The 24380-nt window shown below is 31.2% G+C and carries 19 protein-coding genes and 1 pseudogene; 2 read left to right on the plus strand and 18 right to left on the minus strand.

Annotation, left to right across the window (positions count from 1 at the left end; all coding sequences use genetic code 11):
* Positions 1–17: 17 nt before the first annotated feature.
* The 6 genes from ABEY15_RS17400 to ABEY15_RS17425 all read right to left on the minus strand — a co-directional run bounded on the left by ABEY15_RS17400 (position 18) and on the right by ABEY15_RS17425 (position 7234).
* On the minus strand, positions 18–1700 hold the full coding sequence (locus ABEY15_RS17400) for a VWA domain-containing protein (RefSeq protein WP_429891401.1): 1683 nt from the start codon (positions 1698–1700) through the stop codon (positions 18–20).
* An 8-nt stretch (positions 1701–1708) separates the two neighbouring features.
* Complete coding sequence (locus ABEY15_RS17405; protein WP_429891402.1) at positions 1709–2443, minus strand: hypothetical protein; 735 nt, start codon at positions 2441–2443, stop codon at positions 1709–1711.
* Between the two features lie 181 nt (positions 2444–2624).
* Positions 2625–4046 carry a glycosyltransferase gene (locus ABEY15_RS17410; RefSeq protein ID WP_429891403.1) on the minus strand — a complete coding sequence of 474 codons (1422 nt, stop codon included), beginning with the start codon at positions 4044–4046 and terminating at the stop codon, positions 2625–2627.
* Entirely contained in the window at positions 4039–5100 is a 1062-nt protein-coding gene (locus ABEY15_RS17415) for a HEAT repeat domain-containing protein (RefSeq protein ID WP_429891404.1), read from the minus strand. Before ABEY15_RS17415 ends, ABEY15_RS17410 begins: the two co-directional genes overlap by 8 nt.
* Complete coding sequence (locus tag ABEY15_RS17420) at positions 5097–6377, minus strand: GGDEF domain-containing response regulator (RefSeq protein WP_429891405.1); 1281 nt, start codon at positions 6375–6377, stop codon at positions 5097–5099. The genes ABEY15_RS17415 and ABEY15_RS17420 overlap by 4 nt, the downstream gene beginning before the upstream one ends.
* A 395-nt stretch (positions 6378–6772) precedes the next feature.
* On the minus strand, positions 6773–7234 hold the full coding sequence (locus tag ABEY15_RS17425; RefSeq protein ID WP_429891406.1) for a hypothetical protein: 462 nt from the start codon (positions 7232–7234) through the stop codon (positions 6773–6775).
* Between the two features lie 257 nt (positions 7235–7491).
* On the opposite strand from ABEY15_RS17425, the gene ABEY15_RS17430 reads away from it, so the two are divergent.
* Positions 7492–9789, plus strand: coding sequence for a hypothetical protein (locus ABEY15_RS17430; RefSeq protein WP_429891407.1), 2298 nt, complete (start codon positions 7492–7494; stop codon positions 9787–9789).
* A gap of 45 nt (positions 9790–9834) precedes the next feature.
* Here ABEY15_RS17430 and ABEY15_RS17435 read toward each other — a convergent pair whose 3' ends face one another.
* The 12 genes and pseudogenes from ABEY15_RS17435 to ABEY15_RS17490 form a co-directional block, all read right to left on the minus strand.
* Positions 9835–10311, minus strand: coding sequence for a hypothetical protein (locus ABEY15_RS17435; RefSeq protein ID WP_429891408.1), 477 nt, complete (start codon positions 10309–10311; stop codon positions 9835–9837).
* Between the two features lie 75 nt (positions 10312–10386).
* Positions 10387–12864: a transglycosylase domain-containing protein gene (locus tag ABEY15_RS17440; RefSeq protein WP_429891409.1), complete on the minus strand. Its 2478-nt coding sequence runs from the start codon at positions 12862–12864 to the stop codon at positions 10387–10389.
* A 194-nt stretch (positions 12865–13058) separates the two neighbouring features.
* Positions 13059–13976 carry an alpha/beta hydrolase gene (locus ABEY15_RS17445; RefSeq protein ID WP_429891410.1) on the minus strand — a complete coding sequence of 306 codons (918 nt, stop codon included), beginning with the start codon at positions 13974–13976 and terminating at the stop codon, positions 13059–13061.
* 524 nt (positions 13977–14500) lie between these two features.
* Positions 14501–15007 (minus strand): (2Fe-2S)-binding protein, encoded by a 507-nt coding sequence (locus ABEY15_RS17450; RefSeq protein ID WP_429891472.1) that lies wholly within the window; start codon positions 15005–15007, stop codon positions 14501–14503.
* A pseudogene (pucD, locus tag ABEY15_RS17455) lies at positions 15004–17276 on the minus strand (xanthine dehydrogenase subunit D). The gene ABEY15_RS17450 and the pseudogene pucD overlap by 4 nt, the downstream one beginning before the upstream one ends.
* Before the next feature lie 25 nt (positions 17277–17301).
* A complete protein-coding gene (locus ABEY15_RS17460) occupies positions 17302–18189 on the minus strand; it encodes an FAD binding domain-containing protein (RefSeq protein WP_429891411.1) in 888 nt (295 codons plus the stop codon).
* A complete protein-coding gene (locus ABEY15_RS17465; protein ID WP_429891412.1) occupies positions 18179–18826 on the minus strand; it encodes an NTP transferase domain-containing protein in 648 nt (215 codons plus the stop codon). The genes ABEY15_RS17460 and ABEY15_RS17465 overlap by 11 nt, the downstream gene beginning before the upstream one ends.
* A complete protein-coding gene (locus ABEY15_RS17470; protein ID WP_429891413.1) occupies positions 18816–19859 on the minus strand; it encodes an XdhC family protein in 1044 nt (347 codons plus the stop codon). Before ABEY15_RS17470 ends, ABEY15_RS17465 begins: the two co-directional genes overlap by 11 nt.
* Positions 19860–20072: 213 nt before the next feature.
* Positions 20073–20816 carry a GDSL-type esterase/lipase family protein gene (locus tag ABEY15_RS17475; protein ID WP_429891414.1) on the minus strand — a complete coding sequence of 248 codons (744 nt, stop codon included), beginning with the start codon at positions 20814–20816 and terminating at the stop codon, positions 20073–20075.
* Between the two features lie 801 nt (positions 20817–21617).
* Entirely contained in the window at positions 21618–22367 is a 750-nt protein-coding gene (locus tag ABEY15_RS17480; RefSeq protein WP_429891415.1) for a hypothetical protein, read from the minus strand.
* Positions 22368–22674: 307 nt separating this feature from the next.
* Complete coding sequence (locus ABEY15_RS17485; RefSeq protein ID WP_429891416.1) at positions 22675–23196, minus strand: DUF4362 domain-containing protein; 522 nt, start codon at positions 23194–23196, stop codon at positions 22675–22677.
* Positions 23197–23304: 108 nt separating this feature from the next.
* Positions 23305–23919, minus strand: a complete 615-nt coding sequence (locus ABEY15_RS17490) for a hypothetical protein (protein ID WP_429891417.1) — start codon at positions 23917–23919, stop codon at positions 23305–23307.
* A gap of 238 nt (positions 23920–24157) precedes the next feature.
* Between ABEY15_RS17490 and ABEY15_RS17495 the strand changes: the two genes are divergently transcribed.
* On the plus strand, positions 24158–24313 hold the full coding sequence (locus ABEY15_RS17495; protein WP_025671048.1) for a XapX domain-containing protein: 156 nt from the start codon (positions 24158–24160) through the stop codon (positions 24311–24313).
* Positions 24314–24380 lie beyond the last annotated feature (67 nt).

Genomic DNA, 24380 nt, shown 5'->3' on the forward strand with positions numbered 1-24380 from the left:
TTAAATCCTCCTACTAATTAAAGTTGAACATTAAAGAGATTACGAATTTTATAGATTACGTCATCTGAATCAGCATTAATATTTGCAGCTTCGTTAATATTCGAAATACTTTCAAGCGCTTTAATATTGGCGTTATAACCAATCGTATAAATTGGAATTTTATATGCTTTTATAATTCCTTTTACATTCTTCAATGAATTCCCATGATTGGTCTCGCCATCGGTTAGGACAAAAATGAGCGGTCTAACATTTGGATTTTTTTTCATTTCATCTTTTAGCATATTAATTGCTACAAGGATTCCATCGTTTGTTGCTGTATCTCCGCTAGCATCGAGGCTAGATACTGCACCAACAAATTTTGACTGTTGATTTGCATCATATTTTGCAATTGGAAGATTAATCGTAACATCGGCAGAGTAAGAGATTAGACCAATACTATTATCTCTTCCTAAATATTTTTGACCTTTAAGTAGTGATTCTTTTAGCTCATTTAATGGTTTGCCATCCATACTACCTGAAACATCTGCTACAAAAACCGCAGCAATTGGATTTGAAGTATTTTTCTTACCTTTCCAAAGTTTCTGTGCAGCACTTAAAGTATCCCCATCGATCGTTTTAAGCTCTGATTTGTAGTTGTTCAACCCGTTAAACCCATCTTGTTTTGCAATTGATTGAAGATTATTTTGACCAGTAAATTCAGCAAATTTTTTCAAAATATCCATTTTCTCTTTTGGTAAATTCCCTAAAGCATAAAGTGGACTGTCGTGACGCACTCCAAATGGTATAAATTCGTAACTATTTTTCAAATCAGGTGAATTTACATATGTTTGATATTCTAAAACAAATGCATCTAGAACGCCTGATTCTGCTGCATCACTCATTTGTAGAGTCGTAGAAGCAGTGAATGGTACATTTGCTTGAAAGCTTTCAAACCCTCTCACAGCAGTATCGCTTAATACATCTTTTGAATCAAAGGAATTTAAAGTCGTAACTAAAAAATTTAATCCTGTTGAACTAGTAAATGGATCGGTATATCCCATTGATAGTTCGTTTTTGGTCATTGCCTCGATGACTGTTTTCGGATCGACTCTACTATACTTTTTCATTAACTCATTATATTTTGACTTTGAAATGACAATACCAGGAACATTTCCAACTAATCGCGAGGAGACGGTTTCTGTTTTAACACCACTTGACGTAATCATTTGACCCCAAAGTTCATTTGACGGTGTAAAAGCATCAGGAACATATTTACCTGATTTTATAAAGTCTGTTGCAGTACCAGATGCAATGTTTCTTATTTTTACAGATACTTGCTTACCATTTAGATTAAATTTTGCATCATTAAACTTATTTGCGACTTCGTTTAACCAACCATTTTTCCCATCACTTGATTTTTCAGTAGATGAAAAAATTTCAACAAAACTATCAGTCGTATTATCTACGGTTACAGGAAATTTAGATATATCAGGGAGTTCACTTGCCACATCAGCTGTACTTAAGTCAATTTGACCTTTAATTGGTTTTGCATTCGAAATATTTATTTTTGAGATCATTTTAGTTAATTGCTGATTTTTATTTTTATCAGTAATTTTCACAACTTTATCTTCTGAAGTCATATTAATTCCAATATAGACAAGAAGAAAAACTACAACGATCACTGCAATAGATGCAAAAAGAAACTTTCTCATTTTTATCATCCTTCCATTCATTGCCTATAATATTTTGTTTGTTGAATTAACGAATCGATTTCTTTCATACATTCCATTTTTTCAATATCATCGATTCCTATTTCATCTAGTCTTGAAATTTCTAAAATTAGTTTATCAATATTAACAAGAATCTCTTCATTCATTTCAATTGCCTTTTTTACGAATTTGATATATTCATTAAAAAGATTTGTTTTCTCTTGAATTAATGACTTTGAGTATCGTAATCCGTCTTTCCCCTTTATTTTTTTATATTCAAGTTCATCAAAAGTACTAATCTTGTTTAGGATGTTTCTTATTCTTAAATAAAATAATGTCTCAACCTCGTCCACAACAGATGCAAACTTGTTGTATGTAATTTCGGTTGGAGAAAATCGATCCGTTAATAAGTTATAAAATACGCCTTTTTTCTTTTTCATTCGTTCGATTTGTTCAATTGAAGTAATAATATCTTCTTTTAGTACTTTATTATTTTTATATCGACTTAAAGCAAGAACGAAATCTTCATTTGTTTTTAGCTGCTTAATTGGCTTATCTTTAACAGGCTTGAAATATAGTTGAAACATACTAAATAGAAGTACTAACAAATTCGCTATTATGAACGATACCCCAAATGCAGTTTGAAATGCACTCGCATTAATTAATTGGATTCCGATTAAACCTGGAGAGAATACAATCACATTTAAAATCGTAATGAAAGCGATTAGCCCCACTAATTTTAATCCCTTTATCATCCTTCACTCCTCCGCTATACTCTATTTATGCTCTATTACTCATTTATATTTATCATTCTGATTTTTTAGTTTAATAAAATTGCATAAATAATGACTTGGCTTAAATTTTTTTATATTTTATTTTTTTTAACAAACAAAAAAAAGACCGCTGAGCAGTCTTTAAGTTTGTGCTAAAAGCTTGTTAAACACCCTTTCTCTTCATTTCTCCCCAACCTTTTTTTTGTCCTAAGAATATGCTGATTGTTGCTACTACACGCCAATATGTCAAAATTGGACGATACCAAATCGCTTCTGTCAATGAATAGAAAAATAAACGGTTTAACTCACTAATTTTTTTATATTTTTCTAAACGCCATTCTTCTAAAAGCACTGCGCTTAATGAGAAAAATGAGCCATATATTATCATTAAAATTAAAAGTGCAATGGAATACATTATATTTATATTGTGTAAAGTAATATTTATAATTAACGATAAATATCCAAAAAACTCAATAATGGGTCCTAAAAATTCAACGAAGAAAAAATATGGCATTGCAATAAATCCGATTGAACGGTAATTTTTATTAAAAATCATTTTACGATGTGCCCACAAACTTTCAAATAATCCGCGGTGCCATCTTACCCTTTGTGTTTTTAAATATTTGAATGAATCCGGTGCTTCAGTATAACAAACAGGATCGGCTACATACTCGATTTTTGCTCCCCAATTTTCTTCTATGTTTTTACAGTGTAGACGAACGACGAGTTCCATATCCTCACCAATCGTATTTGTTAAATATCCTCCTACTTGAATGACTCTTGACTTTTTAAATACACCAAATGCTCCAGATATAATTAATAATAAATTCTTATTACTAAGTCCAATTCGTCCAATTAAAAAAGCTCTCATATATTCGATAACTTGCATTACTACAAGTGGATTTTTCGAGAGAAGCATTTCATTTACTTTACCATGCGATGTTTTACTCCCATTTGCAATTAATACGCTCCCACCAGTAGCAAGTATTTCGTCATCTGTATTTTCAATAATCGGTTTCATAATTTTAATAAATGAATCAGAATCAAGGATTGTATCGCCATCAATAGAAGCAAAATAAGGATACTTACTAAAATTAATTCCAGCATTTAATGCATCAGCTTTTCCACCATTAACTTTATCAATTAGAAATACGAAAGGATAAATAGCTGATTGATATACATTTTTAATTGGTTTCGTTTCAATCCCTTTATGTTTATGAAATACCTTATTTTTTACTACTTTCATCTCAAAACGATCGATCGTTTTTTGTAAAGTAGAATCTTTTGATCCATCGTTAATAACGATTACTTCAAATTCTGGGTAATCTAACCTACCACTTCCAGTCACTAAGGATAAAATCGTATTAATTACTCCTACTTCTTCATTATAAGCAGGGACTAGTATTGAAATTGGAGCAGTAAAGGCAGATTCTTTTAATCTTTTATATTGTTCAATTTGATGTAGACCTTTTTCTCTTTTTAATCGCATAAATGCTAATATAAATAAAATTAAATAAGTTGAACAAAGGAGCAACACGTAGATGATAATTACTTTATTAAGTATTAAAAAGAATATATTAATCATATTCCGCAGTCCTCTCCAACCATTCTTTTGATATATTTCTTGCATATGAATCTGGATGTTCTTCGATTATTTTATTAAGAATTACCTCTCCATTCTTATATTTTTTTATAGATTTAGCAGCTTCAGACCTTACCATATAAGCCTTGTCTGAAATTAATTCAATTAAATAAGACAAAAATAAATCATTGCGAATACTTCCCATTAAACTTACAATCATCAACTTTTCTTCATTAATTAGTTGAAGCTCTTTCTCTTTTGATTCTAAGTGTTGAATAATTAAATTTGGAGCAGAAATATATCCTAAAGATGATATTGTTTTTAAGGTGCGTATTCTTAATTCACTATTTTCTGATGACATTAATTTCTCAAGAAATAAATGGATTTGCTCAGATCGCAAATTTTTAATTCTGATCAAGTCCAAAATAGGATTTTTAAAATTCTCAGGTAATTCATCGAAGTCTTTAAGCAGTTCATGAATATTCTCTTCATTAACATGTAAATACAAAATTTCCGTGAGTAAAAAAGAAGGTATTTTTTTCTGGTCAACTAACAATTGCATTAATTTCTCATATTTAAAACTCCCTAAAATAAGAAATATATTAAATTTTTCTTCAAGAGAGCAATGTTTACAAGATAAATGTTGAATTAAATCTTCTTGCATCATTTTTATTTTAAATTGATTGATAAACAACAATGAATTCATCCGTTCACTCCAATTACCATGTTTAAGTTTATGTTTATATCTTGAGACAAAATATAAATTGACGATTGGCCTAATTGGATCGAATCCTTCTTCAAATTTGATTATACTCATAAAACTGCTAAAAATATTTTCTAAAGCTTCATACTCAATTTCTTTTCTTGGAATAAATGAAGCAGATATTTCTCCTTTGATTAAATAATTTTCAACAAATAAAATATTTCTATTTAACCATTCTTCAATTTGCTTATTTTTTTGTTGTTTAATAATTTTCTTATAAACTAAATAAATATAGATCGAAAATAGTAATAGAAAGAAAATTCCTGTTAGGTAAAGGATGATGGCTATATTCATTTAGTAGTTATACCTAACATTCTATTTAAACGAAGACGTAGTTCTTTCAGACTAAATGGTTTTTCCAAATAATCATTTGCACCACTTTGTAATGCGGTTGCAATATCATTCTCAGAGCTTTTATTACCAATCATTAAGCATAAATATTTTCTACGATCGTAGCTAGTACGCATTTTTCGTATTATTTCAAAGCCACCCATTTTAGGTAAAATACGATCGATTATTAATAGATATCTTTCATTTTGCTTATGCCAAGGATCATTTAAAAATTCTTCACCGTCTATATAAACTTTTATTTCAACGTCATATAATTTTCCACCCAAATCTGACAATTGATGTTTTAACATTTCACGTATGAGGCGATCTTCATTAATTACCGCTACTTTTAGTTTACGAATCATATTTTTATTCTTACTTGTTGAAGAATCAAATTGGTTCATTGAACCCATTTCATTAGTAGTGAGTAGTGTTAAACAATCGTCAGCGCTTATACTTGAATCTGGAATTTCAAGCACATTAAAATTAAATGACGAATAGTGAATTCGATTATCAAAAGAGATCGGTACCTCCGAAAATGATAACGATAAACGATTCATTAATTTAATGCCGTCTTCTTTAACCGTTTTTGGTAGCAATAATACAAATTCTTTTTTCTTGAAATGTGCTAGCAAATCGGACGATCTTAAACTTCTTTTTATAAATTGAATAAAACTTTTTTCGATTAAATTATTCAATAAATAGTCTTGTTTTTGTTCAATTTTTACGTGCACCAACGAAAATGATTCGTAGCTACGTTTTAAATCCTCTAATTGTTTTTTTACCTCATTTTTTAAATATCTAAAATTGTAAACACCAGTCAATGGATCAATTAAAACTTGTTCCTGTATTTGATTTCTACGCTGAACAAATTTATTAATATACTTGTGAAGTTCGATTCTAGCAACTGATTCACTAAGTACAGCATCAGGCATAAGAGCACTCATTGTCATTTGATCAGTCGTATTACATATACAAATTGTTGAAATATATCTTCTTTCACAAAAGTCCCTCAATTGATTGAATCTCTCTATATTAAATGTGCTTAGTATTTCTTCAATAAAAATAATTAGTACATCTGGATTAAATAAATCTATTTTTTCAGACAGAGCTAAACTATTCTGATTGGGCCTAACTAATTTAAAATGATCGTTATTTACATTACAAAAGTTTTGATAATTAAATTTCTCTTCACTTCCTATAAACATTACAATTGGATATTCAGTTTGAATATCAATCACCCTATCACCCGCTCACTTTAATCTAGTTGGACTTAATTGGTGAATATTTAGATACTATTTCTAACTTAATCGTTATATCTTTCTTCTCTGACTTAACCAAACAGTCTAATAACTAAACGTTAAAAGGTAAAATAAACTCTAAAATCAAGTTTACTTTATCTAATATTAACGTTAATTCAACATACAATCAACGTTATAACAGTTGGTAATTTAAGACATCATTTCCATTCCTCAAAACGATCAAATATATAGCAAAAACCACAATTCCGCTATTTTCGAATTGTGGTTTTATTATTTTTAAGATTCTTTTTTTAATTTTATAGTTAACTCTAAATAACCATTCTTAACTCCAGCATAATGGATATATCAAAAAATCGTCATCCTTAGACTAATCATTACATTTTTTCAATCAATTTATCTACGATTGTGTTAATTCTCTTATTTTGTTCCTCAATCATTTTTTGTTGTGTCTTTAAAGTTTCTCTATTCTCGTCAATTTTCTTTCTATTTTCATCAATTTTTTCTAGAGCATGGTTCAAAAGCTCCGTTCTTATATCTAAAATTTCAAACAAACGGTCTAAACTAGTTTTGATATCATGTAGTAATTGTACTTCTACTGGCTGTGATAAAGCAGTATTTTCATTCATTCCTCTGCTTTTTTGAAATTTATAAATCGAAGCTGACACATTTACTTCTTTGTTTTCTTCAATTACATTACTTTCTAACCATTGAAGCTTAATCATTATTACTCCATCTTTTAAGTAGCGATCTAATACCTTAAATTTCCCACTAGCAGTCTCATGTACAGTTCCATTAGCATATTTCCTTGAAGGTTTGATTCCGTCAGTATTATTCATCTTTTTTCCTCTCATTATTAAAAATATAACGATTTTCAATTTACTTAACGTTAATTTAACCACATTTTACTTTTTTTAACCAGCATCTGCAATAAATACAAAGTTTATTTTTAATCATTATGTTCTTAATTTAAACTTAATTTTTATTATTATAAAATCATTCTATGAGAGTTAACTTATACACTCCTAACGAATATAGGAAATTACCTTACAGCATACTAACCGAATAAGTTTCAAATGTTTTGGAGGATATAATGATGAAGGAAAATAAAAAAAAATGGCTCATTTTACTGATGCTTTGTCTAATGATTGGTGTGGCGTTAATACTATTCCATCAGACAAAGACTAGTAAAGTAAGTAAGAAAGTTAACACATATACCTATAAAACAAAAAACATTACAATTCCTGCTCAGATCGGAAAAAATTATTTTCAACTTTTTGATGAAGCAAAAACCCCACACGATCTCCTTCTAAAAGGTGTAAATCTTGGGATTGCTAAACCAGGACACTTTCCAGGTGAAACAGCAATAACAAAAGCCGAATATTTAAGGTGGCTCAAAGAGATTGGAAAGATGCACGCAAATGTTATTCGAGTATATACCCTTCATCCTCCAGCTTTTTATGATGCACTTTTTGAATACAATCAAAAAACTATACACCCTCTCTATTTAATTCACGGTGTTTGGCTTAATGAGGAGAAGATAAATTCATTAGGAGATATTTATAATGAGGGTCTTACAAAAGAGTTTCAACATGATATTCGTGAAACTGTTGATGTCATTCATGGGAAAGCACAAATTCCTCAAAAACTAGGTCATGCTTCTGGTAAATACCACTCAAATATTTCAAAATACGTTATTGGATGGATTTTAGGTATAGAGTGGGACCCGAATATGATGAAAACAACAAATGATAAACATAGAGGTACTGTTGACTTTAACGGTCAGTACTTTCAAACAAACCATGCATCTCCATTTGAAGTTTGGCTTGCAGGTATGTTAGACAATACCGTGAAATATGAAACAGAAAAATATGCTTGGCAGCGTCCAATTAGTTTTGCAAATTGGGTAACTACCGATCCGATTCATCATCCAAATGAACCGATGGGAAATGAAGATATGGTTTCATTAGATCCAAATCATGTCAAATCAAAGTCAACATTATTTTCTGGATATTTTGCTTCCTATCATGTATACCCATATTATCCTGAATTTTTAAATTATGAACTATCTTATACGAATTATATTGATTCCCGGGGTAAGAAGAATAGTTATGCTGGATATTTACATGACCTAAGAAAAGTACATACTATGCCAGTTTTAATTTCAGAATTTGGTGTTCCATCTTCAAGAGGTATGACTCATCGCAATCGTTATGGATGGAATCAAGGATTTCATAATGAAACTGAGCAGGGACAGATTAATTCTCACCTGTTTGAAGACATTCAAACTGAGCAAATGGCAGGTGGAATTGTATTTTCATGGCAAGATGAATGGTTTAAACGAACATGGAATAATATGAAATTAGATGATCCTGAACGCCGACCATTTTGGTCAAATGTACAAACGAGCGAACAGCAATTTGGTTTACTATCTTTTGATCCTAACAGTTCAAAAAATGTCATTACTGTAGATGGTGATCCAAATGATTGGAAAAAAAATAAAATTAAATCAGCAAATATGAAAAATGCTAATTTTATTAATTCTCTTGATCAAAACGACAATGAACGCAAATTAAAGAATTGGTCAATGTCAAGCGACGAGCGATCAATAAATTTCCTTTTAAATTTTGAAAAAACGAAACAACCTTTTGATTGGTCTAAAACGGGAGTTATGCTTTTACTTGATACGATTCCAGATCAAGGACAACATCAACTTCCATTTGATAAAGCGGTAAAAACTGAAAATGGCATTGATTTTGTAATTGATTTAAATGGACCTAATGATTCTCATGTTCTAGTGGATAGCTATTATGATCCATTTTATTTTGAATACGCCAATCTTTTACATTACGCGCCAATTGAACCGAATGTAAATATGAAAGATAACGGGATCTATCATAAAATCATGCTTGGATTAAATCGACCACTTGTCATTCCAAATTTAAACGGAAAATCACTAAATTTACCTTTGGAGTCATACGAAACAGGTAAATTAATGTTCGGAGATGGAAACCCACTACATAAAGATTTTAATTCTTTAACTGATGTTTCCCTCAACGAAAAAAATCATGTGTTAGAAATTCGTATCCCTTGGCAATTATTAAATGTGAGGGACCCAAGTACACAGGAAATAATGGGCGATATTTGGAAAAGTGGATTAGAAAGCCACAAAAAAATAAAGAAAATTCAAGTAGCTGTACTTACTTATCGCCCTACTGAATCAAATAAGGAATTATCCTATTCAACTGTAAGACAAAAGAATGGAACACTTTATATGAATGATTTTTATTCTTATACTTGGAATAAATGGGATAAGCCTACATATCATGAACGACTAAAACAATCTTATTACATCTTGAGGGATACTTTTCAAAAAGCTGACCCTATAAAATAACAAAGCCAAATTAATGCCCCCGACTTTTCGGGGGCATTAGCATTCTCATTTTTTGTAAATATTTGCATTAAGAATGTTCTTGCATTTTTTAATCTTTTGTTTGATTTGCATATTTTCAAAGAAATATACTTCTGTACCTGACCAAATAAATACCCAACATACTATGCTTAAAATGCCTCCGATATAGGCATGACTTTTTTGAAGCTTTAAGTATAACAAGCCAATGATAATACCAAAAACAAATAAAATAATTGTCTTTTTAATATTTCTAGCATAAATCCGTTCATCATTTTTCATGAGATTAGAAAAAGAGTTCAAGGTCGCAGTTTTTAAAGAATTTTCATCAAATTTATTTTGACCAACAAATAGTAGCTCTATATTTTTTCTTTTAGCACTAAATAGTTTAGATAATATAAAATCTTCTAAATCAGAGCTTAAGTGTAAATAGTCATCGCTATAATAACTGGCAAATGGATTATCCGACTCTTTTAAAAAAATATTAATACTTAATTGATCTTCCATTTAAAAAACTCCTTTAACATTATTCACTTGAAAAAACGCATTGATATTTTCACAATGCGTTTTTAATATTTAGATTTAATGCGGTTTTTTAGGATTAGGGACGATTGGATTTACAATATTACCATTCTCGTCTACTGTACCGGGCGTTTGATCACCAGGAGGCTTCGTACCTTCTCCTGTCCCGTTACCATTCCCTTGCCCATTCCCAGTACCCTGTCCATTTCCAGTTCCTTGTCCACCTTCATTTGCAGGTGGAGTAGTTGGTTGTTCCGTTGAAGATAAATCAACAGTAACTGCAACAGGTCCACTCTTACCTTCAGCACTTGTAGCAATAATCGTTATTTTTACAATATCTCCAGGGACAATTCCATTAATACTTGTTGCTGTACCCTGAATTTTTTGAGTTTGTCCCGCTGCACCATTTACAGTATAACCTACTTCAAAAGAGATTTTTTGAAGCAGATTTGCAGGATACGTCCAATTTAATGAAATATTACTTGTAACAGGGTCATAATTCGCCTTAACATTTTTTGCAGACTCAATCACAATATCTTTCGGAATATCATCTACTTTTTCTCCTCGAATGTATAATTCATTTCGAATTTCTTCAACTGATGAAGGTTTTCTAAATATTGCGTTTCGATCTCCATTGGCCGCTAACATATCTCTTGCAATGTATTTGGCAATATTCGTTGAACCTTTACCAAGAAAATTATTCTTTTTATTTTTTTCATACCCAGTCCAAACAGCCATTGTAACATCTGAAGAATATCCAATAAACCAACTATCACGAGTTGCGTTATCCGGAAATCCGTATTTTTGTTTTACTTCATCAGAGTAGTTTGTCGTACCTGTTTTACCTGCCATATCAAGACCTGGTACATTTGCCCTCTTACCAGTACCAAGTGGTGTTTTTACTACATCGCGAAGCATATCTGTTACCATATATGCAGTATAATCACTCATTACTTGTTTAGGCTCAGTTGCAAATACTTTTTCAGTTTTATCAGGATAAATAATTTTTTTAACGGAGTGAGGCTTATTATAAATTCCATCATTTCCAAATGCAGCATAAGCTCCTGCCATCTCCATTGCTGATACACCTGTGAATCCTCCTATAGAATAAGATTCATAATATGTATTTTTCGAAAAATTAAACCCTAATCCATTCCCAAATTCTCTAGAACGATCACTTCCTACAGCCTGGAAAGTCTTTAATGCAGGAATATTTCGAGAATCGACTAATGCTAATCGAATTGAAATATCACCTTTATATTTTCGATCCCAGTTTCTAATAGGTGTACCATTAGAATATGAATAAGGCTCGTCAAGAATTTGATGATAAGTTGACCATTTTAAATACTGAATAGCTGGACCGTAATCTAGTATAGGTTTAATTGAAGATCCTGGCTGTCTTTTAATATCAGTTGCAAAGTTTAAACCACCAGTACTTGTATTTCTACCTGCACCTACTGCTCGAATTTCACCCGATTTCGTATCTAATAATACAAAGCCAGTTTGAAATTCATCACTAGGATAGAAGCTTTTTCCTCTACTTAATATTTCATCTGCTTTATCTTGAGCTTTTGGATCTAATGTAGTTTCTATCGTTAGTCCATCTGTATAAACATTTGCATCACTGTTTTTTTCTACTTCATTTACGACTACATCGATAAACGAATTGTATTTTGTACCACCAGATTCATGAACCTTTACTAATGATTTCATTGGTATTGCTTTTGCAGTTGTATATTGTTCCTCTGTAATATAACCATATTTTTTCATTTGACTTAAAACCGTATTTCTACGATTTTGTGACTCAATAGGGTGCTTTGCAGGATTATAGCTATTTGGAGCCTTCACCATACCTGCTAAAGTTGCTGCTTCTGGTAAGGTAATTTTAGATAAATCTTTACTAAAATAAGTTTCACAAGCTTTGGCTACACCATATACTCCTCGCCCTTTAAGACCGTTTGAAAAGTAAACTTTATTTAAATACATTTCTAATATTTGATGTTTAGAGTATCTTTGTTCTAATTTAAATGCTAAGTACCATTCCTGAACTTTACGCTTAATTGTTTTTTGAGAAGATAAAAATGAGTTTTTTACTACTTGCTGGGTGATTGTACTTCCACCTTGCGATCCAAAACCTCCAGTAATATTCGCTAAAACTGCACCGAATACCCGTCGAATGTCTACGCCTTTATGTTTATAAAACCGCACATCTTCAGTAGCAATAAATGCGTCCTCTACAACCTTAGGAATTTCATTGTAGGACACTTTTGTTCGTTGTTCTCTACCTAATTCTGCTACTACTTTGCCATCCTTATCAACAATAGTCGAAGATAGAGGTACTTTAAGTTTTGATTCATCTAGTGCAGGTGCTCCGCTAACTAAATATGAAAATATTCCTACACCAATCAGTATGAAAACAATTACGATTGATAATAATGTTACAGTAATTTTTTTCCATAAGCCTTCAGACTTATTGGAAATTTTAGAAGGCTTTTCCAGCCGTTTACGTTCCTCTCGCGAACGATATTCATTTGCCATCTTAGTTCGCCTGCCTTTTTAGTAAAATAGAGCTTTTTGGGGCAAAAATTATACTTTTTATTTAAACCAATTTATAAATAATAGTATTTTCTACAGTCTCTACTTTCATGTACTGAAGAATATCTTTCTCAAATAAAAAAAACAGATAAACCGCTCTTTAAGGTTCATCTGTTTCACAAAATCTAATTAGTTATTTAATTTACTTTAGACGAAAACGTTTTTTCAATAAAATCAATTACTTTCTTCGTATATGGTTCTGGTTCTTCAATAAATGTTGTAATATGTCCATGTTCTGTTAGCCATAATGTTTTTTCGTTTTCATTAGGGATTTGTTCATAAATCATTTCACTACTACTGAATGGTACTTTAAGATCATTCTTTCCATGAATTAATAAATAATTTGTAGAATTTCCTTTTTGAACTGATATGACTGGAGACACTTCTTTTGGGTCAATCTTTAATAGATGTTTCATCGAACTTAAAATGATTGAAGTAAACGGTTTTTTAGGTAACTTTGACCAAACACTTAAATTATCTTCCAAATAAGTTTGTAAATCATGAAATGGACTATCTGCAATAACTCCTTTAATTTGCGGATGAAGACTACCAACTAGTAAACATGTCGCCCCACCCATACTCCATCCAAGCAAAACAATTTCTTGTTGATTTCGTTGGTTAATCACAAATTCCACTGCCGACGATAAATCATGCTGTTCATAATATCCAATTCCTGTTGTTCGTCCACCTGATTTACCACTATTACGGAAGTCAAACATCAATACATTATACCCTTGATCATGGATTGATTGCACAATTCGAAGACCATTAATCTTTTTTTGACTTCGTTCATCTGTGTACCCGTGTGCAGTTATGACAGTTTTTGATGTTGAATTTTTTGCTGGTATCCACCATCCTCTTAGCACAACTTGATCAAGATTACTCTTAAATTCAACCTCTTCAAATTGCAAATTGTAATCGGCAGGGGTTTGTTCGGTTTTTCGTCTAAATGGATGCGTTAAAATTAAACCGACTAATATCGGTATTAGGAAGAATAAAACCGGAGACAAAATTATCATCCAAATGAAAAGCTTATTTATTTTTTTCCGTTCCATCTTGCACACTCCTTTTGTCTGTTAGCCAAATAGAAGTTCTTCTATTTAAATTATGAATTATGTTAGACTTTGTTAGTCTTTATGAACTTTTATTTATGTATTAATTGTATCTTTTTAAGTTCCTGCTAATCAATAGATAAGGGGTGCCGAAATTTCAGTTATACCGGATTTTTAGGCACCCCATTTAATGAACTTTAGAACATAAGATTACCACACTTTTTTTTTGACTTTCACAAGTTAAATTTAAAATATAAAGTTTAGAGTAAATTCTCGATAATATGTATTTTTTGTGACAAGATTCACAAAGTTATATTTGAGATATGAAGGAGCATGAAACAATTAGTTAATGCTAGAAAGTGTAATGCAACGATTACGTTATTAGCTTAAAAGTCAAATGCACCATATAGAAAATATATAATATCTCTAAACACAAAAAATCCCCTCATATTTACCCAATTAACTTTAGGGAAATATAGAAGGACAAAGACTTAAACTAATGATATTTATACCTATATAATTAGAAATTATTTATCAATCTTATTTATCATCGCAATTGCTTTTTGGATCGAGCGTATAATTCCTGTATATCCAGTACACCTACATAGATTACCCGATAATGCTTCTTTTATTTCATCCTCCGTTGGATTTGAATTTGTGTCGATGAGTGCTTTTACAGCCATAATCATACCCGGAGTACAGTATCCACACTGATACCCTCCCTCTTCTAAGAAAGCTTTCTGTATAGGATGAAGTTCTACTTCTGCTATTCCTTCAATTGTACAAATTGATGTATTATTTACTTGATAAGCCATCATCAGACAAGAATTAACTAATTTATTATCCATATGGACAGCACATGCCCCGCACCGACCGATTTCACATGAGATTTTTGTTCCTGTCAGTTTTAATTCATCTCTTAAAATGTCAATTAGACGTTTGGTAGGTGAAACATATAGTTGCTTTTCTATATTATTTATTTTTAAATTTAGTTCAAGTAAATGAATAGGTTGATCTTGATCATATTTATTCATAACCATTGGCTCATCTCCTTGAATTGATTAATTTCAATAAATATTCTGGGGAAATTGGTAATTTATTGATCCAACATCCTGTTGCGTCAAAAATTGCACGAGCAATTGCAGGGGCAACAGCAACTGTACCGATTTCTCCAACTCCTCTTGGTCCATATGAATCTTTTTCATCAAGACTTTCTATTGGGACTACGTTTAATTTATATGGAACATCACAAATTGTTGGTATTAAATACGTATCAAAATTATCAGAAATGTATTTACCTTTTTCCATTATCGAATCTTCCATCAATGTATACCCTAATGCCATAACACCTCCACCCTCGATTTGACCTTTATAACCTAAAAGATTGACAACTGGCCCTGCAGCAACCACTTGGTCTAATCCAATGATCTTGGTTTTTCCAGTCAGGAGGTCTACTTCAACTTGTGCCAAAACGGATGCAAAAGAATAAAGATAGTGACTACCTCCAACAGTAGCATCAGGACTTATTGGAAAATCAAAAGATGTCTGAACGATTATATCTTGTTTTTGAGGTAATTTTTGAGCAAGCTCTTTATACGTCATAATAAATTTTTCTTCTCTATCGTTAACTTTTAGCCAAATCCCTTTAGGTCCCATTTTAAGAAAGTTTATCGGTATTCTAGTAACCTTTTGAGCTAGTTCAAGAACCTGGACCTTAAATGAAGCTTCCATTCTTTTTAAAGAGTGCCACACCATGCTTGTAGCTCTCGATGCTGTAGAAGAACCACTAATTGGCACCAGATTAGTATCACCAATAATAATATTAATATCTTGTACAGAACAATTGAATTCATCGATTAATAATGTTTCAATTACAGCAAGAATACCTTGACCGCATTCTTCAAATCCAAATGCTGCTTCTATTTTACCTTTTCTAGTAAACGATAACCGACCTCCAGATGGGTCTATTCTGTCAACCCCAAGTCCCCCACCATGCATTGTCATCGCAATACCTTTTCCATAAACCTTCCAATTCTGATTAAGCTCATTTTCATTTTGATTATTTAGTACAGGTGTATTACTTATTCGATTTAATACATCATAAGCACTGTTTGTTGGTACAATTTTTTGATCTAATGGCCCTAAATCATTTGTTTTTCTTAGATTTTTTAAACGAAATTCAATTGGATCCATATTAAGTTTTTCAGCAATTCGATCTATTTGGCCCTCAAGAGCAAACGTAATTTGATTTCCTCCAAATCCTCTAAATTCACCAGCAACTCCATTATTTGTAAATACTGAATACCCTTCAATCTCAATATTAGAAATGATATAAGGTCCTGATGCATGTTCAATTGCAAAATCTAATACTGCAGGACCTAATGTTGCGTATGCACCTGTATCAGCAATAATTTTTACTTTATGTGCTACAATTTCTCCAATTGCGTTTACACCTGTTTTCATTGTAATTTTCATTGGATGGCGCTTTAGACCGGACTTAACGGATTCACTTCTACTTTGGTGAATTTTTATAGGACATTTGGTTTTCAAAGCCAACAATGCACCGTATGGTTGAATATTTAATTCATCTTTTCCTCCAAATGAACCACCCATAGGACTGGAGATAATTCGTATACTTTCTTCTGGAATATTTAGGATTCTGGACAATTGAAAACGATCTTTAAAACCATGTTGTGTTCCAACATACACCGTTAAATTCCCGTTTGATTCAGGGACAATTATTCCTCCTTCTGTTTCCATGTAAGCATGCATTTGCCTAGGTAATTTATAAGTTTCTTCTATAATCGTACTACAATCTCGAAAGCCCTTGTCAACATCACCTTTTTGATATTTAGCCTGATGTAAAATATTTCCTTGTTCATGTAATTTAGGAGCATCAAGGCGAAGAGCCTTTTCAGGGCTATCTATAACAGGTAGCTTTTTATATTCGACTTTAATCAATTGTAATGCCTGTTCAGCGATTTCCTCTGTTTCAGCGGCGATCGCTACAATTGCATCACCGATATACCTTACCCGATCTTTACATAAAACGGGTTGGTCAGGAAAGATAAGACCAAAACCATTTAAACCAGGAATATCCTTATAAGTAACAATCGCTCTAACACCCGAAATTTTTTGAGCTTCTTCAATCGAAATTGATAAAATCTCTGCATGTGGCTCTGTGCTTCTTAATACTTTCCCATATAACATGTTTGGAAAAGAAAGGTCTGTTAGATATTTCATTTCACCGCTCACCTTGCTAAAACCATCAGGACGAACTCTTCTTTCTCTTTCTGTAGGAATCAGATTTTTACTCATTGTTCACCTCTTATCTACTAACTATTTTAGTAATCTCGGAAACAATAATATTAGTTGTAATCTCTTGTTTATAGTTTGAGGATGTAAAATTGTCAGAAGGGGGTTTGAATTCCTTTTTGATTGACTGAGCTATTTCCTTTAATTGACAAGATGGTAGGTATAACTTTTTAATAATCTCTTCAGTATCAACTAACCTTTGAGGTGAAAATGAGCTACCACTAACTGCTAAATGAACTTGTTCGATCATCTTTTTTTTGCCAATTTTGAAATAACCAGATATACTCACAATACTTAGACAAAAACTCTCTCTTAATCCTATTTTTTTATAGAAATAATTTTCACTAGATTTCATTTTTTGAACAGGTATTTGAACACTCACGAGAATGGAATTTGATAAATTTTCTTCTTCTTTTATACATTCTGTTAGTTTTTTTTGTCGCATATATCGGCCATCATATAATATGAGACTCGCATCCAATACTAATAATGCAGGAATGACATCACCATTACCATTTACAATATTCCCTCCGATTGTTGCTCTATTTCGAATAGCTGGTGATGCAATATTGCGAATGGCTTCAACTAAGATTGGGACATTTTCATGGAAAATTGGGTTACTCCTACAACAACTTAAAGTGGTTAATGCTCCAATTTGGATAAAGGTTTGACGATTTTTATTTAGCAACTTATATTCCTGCAATTCTTTTACGTTTTCAATGCTTATTAGATTTTTAGGACACTGTACTCCATGTTCCCAATAAGTTTGTAAAAGAGTTCCACCTGCTATTAAGCATGAGTCATTGTGGAATTGCTGTTTTAATTTATATGCTTTTTCAAGTGTATCTGGAAACCATACAGCAGGATAATGTGGGTTTGCATGTCCTTGTTTAATCACCATTAAGCTCAATTCCTTTCGCTACATCATACGCCTCTTTTGTATCGATATCGAAAAAATCCAACTTATTCTCAAATTCAACTAACAAACCTTCTAAATTAGTATGATTCCGAATAATTGTTCTTGCACCTTCATCTCCATTTAACATGAATAAACGAGGTATCGTGTTTGGCGATAGGATGATTGGGGGTCTGGGAACACCTTTATAGCTTGCTGCTAAAAAAGGAATTGTTGTATGCTCACTTAAACGTTTTAAATAATTTTGATGTAATTCATTTATGGTTTGAATCGATAGAAAAGGTTGGTCAGCAAGGAGGATCATGATCCCTAAAGGCTTTGTTTTTAGAGCATGAGTTAAACCACATTTTAAAGAGTATGATTGTCCCTTGTTAGCACTAGTACATTGAACTTGTGTCCAAAACTCTTTATAAGGTTTTTGAAAAAGTTCTTTGCTAATCCAGTCTAGTGAATCATTTTCTTTTGTAACGACAAAAATATGGTCAATATTAGAATTGATAAATTTACGTAAACCAAAATTTCCAATTGTAGAATTACCTAATGGAAGTGAAATTTTATTCAGTCCCATTCTTTTACTACTACCTGCAGCAAGTAAAATTGCAACAATTCTACTATTGTTCATGCTTAGATTTCTTCTTTATTCTTTGTCTCAGAATTAATTCACCAACAATACTGATTGCAATCTCTTCTGGACCTTCAGCACCAATTGGCAGGCCAGCTGGACTATTTATTTCTGTATCTACTTTTTTGCCTTCCAAAAGTCGTTGGATTCGTTTTTTTCCACCAAGAACTCCTAAATACTTAAGATTATTATTTAAAATATGATTTAATATTTCCTTGTCTTTTTGGAATTGATGAGTAATGATTATAGCAGAATCAGAAGAAGTCAATTGAAGTCTTGGTATGATTTCGCTCGGAAAACCAACAAGGATTTGTTCTGCGTCCGGAAAGGATTCTTTAGAGCATAGATCCGCACGCCAATCTGTTATAGTTACGAAGAATCCTGCTAATGATGCAAGTTTTACTAAAGGAATCGCATCCATACCTGCTCCAAAAACGAATAAGCGCGGCTTCGGATGAAAAGTATGTAAATACGTATTAATTTCAAGCGGTTCGATCGTTCGAAGCCCACTTTTTTGATTAGAATAATGTAATGCATTTAGAACGCATTTAAGCTGAACTAATTTTCGTTCATTACAATTTCCAAATAAGGTATTTTCATCCACTAAGAACAAAGTTTCAATGTCATTATTATCATCAGATAAAATTTTCATCATCGATACACTCGTACCATTTAATAAGAATTTTTTTAATTTAGTTAATAAATTAAACATGTACTCATCAATCGGCTCTAATAGCACTGTAATAATACCGTTACACCCTGCTCCATTACCCCACGTTAAATCATCCTCTGCACTCATATCGTAAGTAACAGTTTGTGGTGTTTTTCTTACCCTTGTTTCTTGAACTCGATATGCCAAATCTGCTTCAAGGCAACCGGCGCTTAATAAGCCAACTTCTTTCCCATTTCCTTTAAATAACATGGTAGTTCCTTCTTTCCGGTATGCAGAGCCTTCTACATGAATAATTGTAGCTAATACATCACCCTCTTTAGATGATGTAATCTCATTTAGTATCTCATGGATACTTTCCATTAGATCACTCCTAATATAAAATCAGTGATTCAAAATCCAAACGGCATTTTTAGTAAATATTAATATATAGTTCTATGATGAATGTGTTATGTCTCTATTCAAAATTAATTAACATAAGAAATAAGTACAATAAAAAAAGATTAACCATAATCTATGGTTAATCGATAATTATTAATAAGTTAAATTGAAAAATAAAAACTTAATAAAAAATTTTTATTTTTTTATACCGAGCGCGTTCCTACCGATATTAGCTAATACAGTTTGTCCATCAATAGTTGGATGTATATCTCCTTGTCTAACATACGTTGCTTGTTTTTCATCAAACGCAGAAAAAGCATCAGCTATTTTTACATTTTTGTATTTACCTGCTATGCTAGCAATTTTAGGATTAATGATGAATGATAATAATTGATTTGATAGTTTATGCATTGGTTGATTATTTACTTGAAATGGATTATAGAAATTATACAAAACAATCGAAGCATCGCTAAGTTCACGAATTTCCTTAATTATTTTATTTAAATTACCTGTTAATATCGGCATCATTGAAGCAATTTTTCCAGGAAGTTGTTCTAAATGATTACTTTTTTTCAAAGTATGTAACAAATCATTATTTCCAATATCCAAAGTAATATAGTCTGCATGTTTTATTGATTGTCTGAAATTGGTATCATATTTTATTGCTTGCAAAAGATTAGCTGTCGTCCAACCTGGAACGCCTAAATCACGAACTTCAAGGTTTGCGTTTTCACCAATTAGAAAAGGGAACGCATAGTCTGATGGTATATTATTATTAGTACCTAAATTGAAACCAAATGTTATGGAGTCTCCAAGACCTACAAGATCAATTTTTTCATAAGTATTAACTTTATCCTCTTTTGCAAGTGCTGTATTTGAAAACAAAGAACTTGCTAAAGCAAAAGTAAGAAATGTTATAACAATTTTTTTTCTTCTCAACAAATACGCCCCCTTAAATAAGTGTATTAAGATACTAAACTTCTTTTTATGATTAGTAAAAAGTAGTAATACAAGACTTAAGTTACCAATTTTCAGGATTATAATTATGCTTTTATTACCATTTTTATAGGTATTGTGTTTTATTAAATTATTTGTCTAAAAGAACAAAATCATGTAACCATTTAGATTAGATTTGATAATATTAGAAGGATTTGAGAAATAAAAAAAGCTAACTGTATTAGTTAGCTTTTTATCAAGTTGTTGAAAAACAAACTTGTCAATTAATCAGCAAATTTTCGTAAAAGGAGTAGAGTGATGTTGATTTCCANNGGGGTCTTTAGCCTTCCCGCATAACCCATAGGAGTCGAGCATCCTTCCGTTCCAATCAACTTATTCATCAAAAAAAGTCTAATATAAATCCTATCCAAATATCCTTTTCTTAGAATAATAACAGTTTATAAACAGTTCCAAGGTCTATTAAGATCGAACATTAGCTTAAACTAATTTTTGAATTTATAATTCTAAAAATTAGACCTTAATATTTCTAACTTCTGAAACAATAAACAATTACTAAAGTTTGTTGGTAATTTAAGAAGATTGCCAAAACATATTATTTTTTTAAAATCATTATAGTTCATCAAAAAATGCTCATTTTATCATTAATAATGTTCACTAATTTACGTTTTCTCTATAGACCGTTTTATATTTCAACACTCTGAAGCTAACTTAACTAGTTAGCTTTTTATGAATTAGCTTGATCCGATTTAAACTAATCTAAAACTTCTATTCTCGCTCTAAAATTTAAATCTCAGCAACCTTTGAAGGGTTATTTAGTTTATATTTAACTTCTTTGTTTAGTTTCTTATCAACTACTTTCCCATCAAATTGATAAGATTTACCTACCTCTAATTCAGCTGCTTTTAAAGTTTTGCTCAATGAACACCAAGCTTTTCCAATTACTAAATCCTGATCTCCTTTGACAGCTACGTTTTCCCAAATTACGATTTCTTCTTCGCTATCATTGAAATGATTATACTTTGTACTAAATTCATTAACTGTTCCGTTAAAATGTGATTTATCAGTTGGTAATGTAATTGTAACTTCCTCTTTCTTTTCTACTTTTTTCTTTGTAGTAGTTTTAGAAGTACTTTCTTTCGACTTTGTTACAGTTTCTGATTCTGTTTCTGTTTTCTTCTCTTCACTGTTCTTCGTATCACTTTCACTAACATTGTATACTTTCTTAAAGCTTGGAGATTGCATTTCTTTTAAATAAGCAGGATGAATACATGTTAAATTGCCATCTTCAAATTCAATAATAATTGTATGATAATCATCTGTAACCCCATAAGTTTCATAGCCAACAAGCTTTACATTTACTTGAAAGTCTTGCCCTTTAAATAAAAAATCATGTTTTGGATTTTTATTAAATAAACCCCAAGATCGTCCTTTTTCTAAATAATCCTCATCAGACAAAAATTTTGTAAATTCTCCTTTTGGAGGTATGTATTTTATTAACTCAGTTTTTTCATTTTGAACTATATTTTCTGTCATTTTTATTTACTCCTTTGGTGAATCTATTTTATTTCCAAATTTTAGTAGTAGTTTTATTCGTTATATGTAGAAATTATAGTTTAGTTTGGAACTTTTTGTCCATCTTATCGTTAAAAGAAATAATTTTAGGAATACATTACGGTACGTGAAATTTTTAAATTTGAATAACTGTTCATTTAGTTTTTATTTATTAATTTAAAGCTCTAAAATTGTTTTGTATATAAAATACGGTGAGTGAAATTTTTTCAACTCTCATGTAACTAAAATACAAAAAACGCCGATTTTTTTTAACCGACGTTTTTAAAAACTAAAATTCTACCTTATCAAAATGATAACAATTTGTTAAATATGACGTATTTGAATTTACGACTAGCTTTTGGCAATAGTCTTCTAATACTTTTGGTCCTGTAACAAATTTACTCATGGCAAATGTACCTTTTCGATATCGGTCTGTTCGATCCCTTGAACTATCAAATCGATAATAAATTAATTTTCCATTATATTGATATTCGGTAATCACTGGATCACCTTTTGAAGTAAATTCAACAAATCGAATAAAGTCAGGCTTCTTATTTTTTACGTTATTAATAAATTTTTGAATCCGTTCATTATGGTTAGTAGTTCTTCCTATTATTAATATATCTCCATTTTTTAGCGCATCTTCTTTACTATAGGATGCCGGGATTTTGTTAGTTGCTTTTTCTCCGTAATTCTCGATTTCTTTTTTTAACATTTCTTTCGTAAATACACTAGCCTCTGCCACCATGAAATGATCGAAGGAAAAACCAAGAAATATTAAAATCATAAGCGATACGATTGTTTTATACATATTGTCCTCCAATATTACATTTAATAATATTGGTTAGTTTTTCCATTCCATTATAACTTATGCAATTAACAAAAAAATTCACCTTTACGTAGAAAGGTGGATTTTTATTTAAGAAGAGTGAGAGCTATATGAACTTGAATGCCTGCGGTGGTGGCGTCTGGAAGATGAAGAATGTCTGTAATGATGCCTTGAAGATGAGTGTTCATGACGTCTTTTATATTTTCGGTGACGTCGATTGGAACTTCCAAATAAAGATTTAAAAAAGCCTAGCTGAAGAGTTTCTTCTTCAAGAAAAAATCGTCCGACGTCAACAATTCGAACTTCGCCATCATTTGATAACATTAAATTATGATTATGTATGTCGAATGCACTTAAACCTGCATTTTGAGCATCAAAAATCGCTTGATTAATTTCTGTTTTATATTGTTTACGCAAATTTTTACTGTGTCCATCTAATTGATAGAAAGTTTCCCCAAATATTCGATCACTTACCATAAAATCATTCGTATATGCATGGACTTTTGGATAGTATATACTCCGCTTTAGAAGGTGAAGTTTCATTCCGTCATCTCGACTTTTTCCATCTTCCTTAAATACTTTTATTACATAATTATCTCGAGTGTATACATCACCATCTTTTCCGCTTGCTAAGTATTCAAAATGATCTGCATGTTCACCAAATAAAGTAAAATCATGAATTTCTTGCAACAGCGATTGTTTCATTCATAAGCCCCTTTCAACTTGAAAATAAACTAAGTGATCAAGTTTAGAATTTTCTTTACAAATATATTCTTTAAAAACATTCTTTTTACCTACCAAACATTTGATTTACAAAAAAAGTTTTCTTTAGTGGAGTATTATGTATTAGCTATGATTTTTGGGGATAATACCCTATTAACAGAGATGATTAGCTATCAGCATCAATCCTAAAAAAGTGTTGAACAAAAAGGAGTTAGTAAATATGCATGAAATAATTATGAGCTTAATCGCAGGTTTAATTGTTGGAGTTGTATTTACTCTCATTAAATTACCAATTCCAGCACCACCTGTATTTTCAGCAATTTGTGGGATTATTGGTGTGTGGGGTGGTATGAAATTAGTTCAGCTATTTATATAAATAAACCTTACTTTATTTTAATGATATTTTTATATTGATTGGAAACAATAAGATTGCAAATTAGAAA

The organism is Gottfriedia acidiceleris (genome assembly GCF_050457485.1).
GTDB lineage: Bacteria > Bacillota > Bacilli > Bacillales > Bacillaceae_G > Gottfriedia > Gottfriedia acidiceleris_D.